The sequence below is a fragment of the Achromobacter sp. JD-1 genome (genome assembly GCF_038594925.1).
Lineage (GTDB): Bacteria > Pseudomonadota > Gammaproteobacteria > Burkholderiales > Burkholderiaceae_B > Achromobacter > Achromobacter spanius_C.
In genome coordinates, this window is record NZ_JBCGCS010000068.1 from 1 (window position 1) to 1,926 (window position 1,926).

The 1,926-nt window shown below is 59.0% G+C and carries 2 protein-coding genes; both read left to right on the plus strand.

What is annotated here, in order from left to right; genetic code table 11:
- Positions 1-1,449, plus strand: a 1,449-nt coding sequence (locus tag WBR68_RS31205; RefSeq protein ID WP_230696246.1) for a type IV secretion system DNA-binding domain-containing protein, incomplete at its 5' end; no start/stop codon positions are given.
- 55 nt (positions 1,450-1,504) lie between these two features.
- The coding region (gene mobF / locus WBR68_RS31210; RefSeq protein WP_230696247.1) for a MobF family relaxase at positions 1,505-1,926 on the plus strand (422 nt) is incomplete at its 3' end.

A 1,926-nucleotide genomic window follows, 5' to 3' on the forward strand; every position in this document is an offset into this window, starting at 1 on the left:
ATCGGCTTCGTTCTGGCCCTGGCACTCTCGCTCACGCTCAAAAAATACTCGACCAAAGAAGGCTTTGACGGCGCGGGGTACAAGAAGCACATACGCGGCACCGAAGTAGTTCCGGTAAAAAAGCTCGCTCAACTGTGCACCGAAAAAGGGAAGGCACAGATCGACGTCGCAGGCATCCCAATGCCAACCGGTATCGAAAACTTGCACCTTCTCCTGAACGGTGCGACCGGCAGTGGTAAATCAGTCCTACTGCGTGCGCTAGCCTTCTCTGCACTGAAGCGCGGAAACCGGTGCGTCATCGTCGATCCAAACGGGGACCTTTACAGCAAATTCGGACGGGCCGAGGACGTCTTGCTCAATCCATACGACGCTCGTACGGAGGGCTGGTCCTTCTTCAACGAGATCCGCGCGGACTTTGACTGGAAGCGGCTTGCGCTCTCCATCGTACCCCTCGGGAAGGACGCTAATGCGGAGGAATGGAACGAATATGGTCGCCTGCTTTTGCGCGAAACTGCGCGCAAGCTGCATTCGCTAGGCACGCCCTCCGTGGAAGAGCTGTTTCGCTGGTGCACCATAGCATCGGACAACGACCTCCGAACCTTCCTCTCCGGAACCCTTGCTGAATCGCTGTTTGCCGGATCCGCCGAGGCGAGCAAGGCGCTTACGAGCTCTCGATTCGTGTTGTCCAAGTACCTTGCCGAGCACGTAAGTGTGCCGCAAGGTAAGTTCAGCATCCGTGACTGGATGGACACTGGCACGGGCAGTCTGTTTATCACGTGGCGCGAAGACATGATGGAGGCCTTAAAACCGCTCGTGTCTGCGTGGGTGGACGTCTTCTTGTCAGCGGTGCTTTCTCTGCCCGAAGATCTTCAAAGACGGTGGTGGACTTACCTGGATGAAATCCCGTCGTTGGAAAAGCTCGCCTCGATCCAAGACGGTTTGACCAAGGGCCGCAAGCAGGGACTAGGAGTGGTGGCCGGTCTGCAGGCGGTGTCCCAGCTTAGGGACATCTACGGTGCAGATAAAGCGCAGACCCTTCGCGCTAGTTTCCGCTCTCTCGTGGTGCTTGGTGGGTCGAAGACCGATCCAGAAACGGCCGAAGAGATGTCGAAGGCCCTGGGAGAGCACGAAGTGGCGCGGCCGGAGTATACCGACAGCCGTAATCCCGGCAGTTCGCGCAACACCAGCGAACGCATGGTTCGCTCTACCGAACGAGTGGTGACGCCTGCGCAAATCCAGTCGCTGCCCGATCTAACCGGCTGGGTTGCCTTCGCTGGTGATCGGCCGATTGCCAAGTTCGTTCTACAACCAATGACCTTCGCGGTACGAAATGCCCCGTTTGTAGAGGCGAAGCGCGCCGGAGCCCACAGGATGGCAAAGCCGCCAGCTGACGACCCCCAATCATGGTCGCCGGTGGATCTGCCCGAAGATCCGACCATGGCCGCATAACCATTTCACGCCGGACCGTCACCTTGCATGGCGGTCTGCGCGTACTGGAAATCTAATGATCTCTTTGAAATCGATCCATCGGAGCGCTGCCACAAAGGCCTCGCATTACTACGCCGACCAGAAGGACGATTACTACAGCCGCGACGGGACCGCCGCCCAGTGGCAAGGCAAAGCGGCTGACGCGCTCGGATTGACCGGCGCCATTCAGCAGGAGGAATTTCTGCGCGCGCTGCGCGGTGACTTCGGCCCTGACGTGAAACTATCGCGCTCGATCAGGATGGATGCTGAGGCGCGTGCGGCACTGGATATGACGTTTTCACCGCCCAAGAGCGTCAGCATCCAGGCGCTGGCTGGCAAGGATCCATCAGTCATCGAGGCGCACGACTACGCGGTGAGCAACGCGCTGGAATTTCTGGAACAAGAGCTACTGCGCGCGCGCCAGACGGAGCACGGAATCACCACTACGGAGCGGACGGG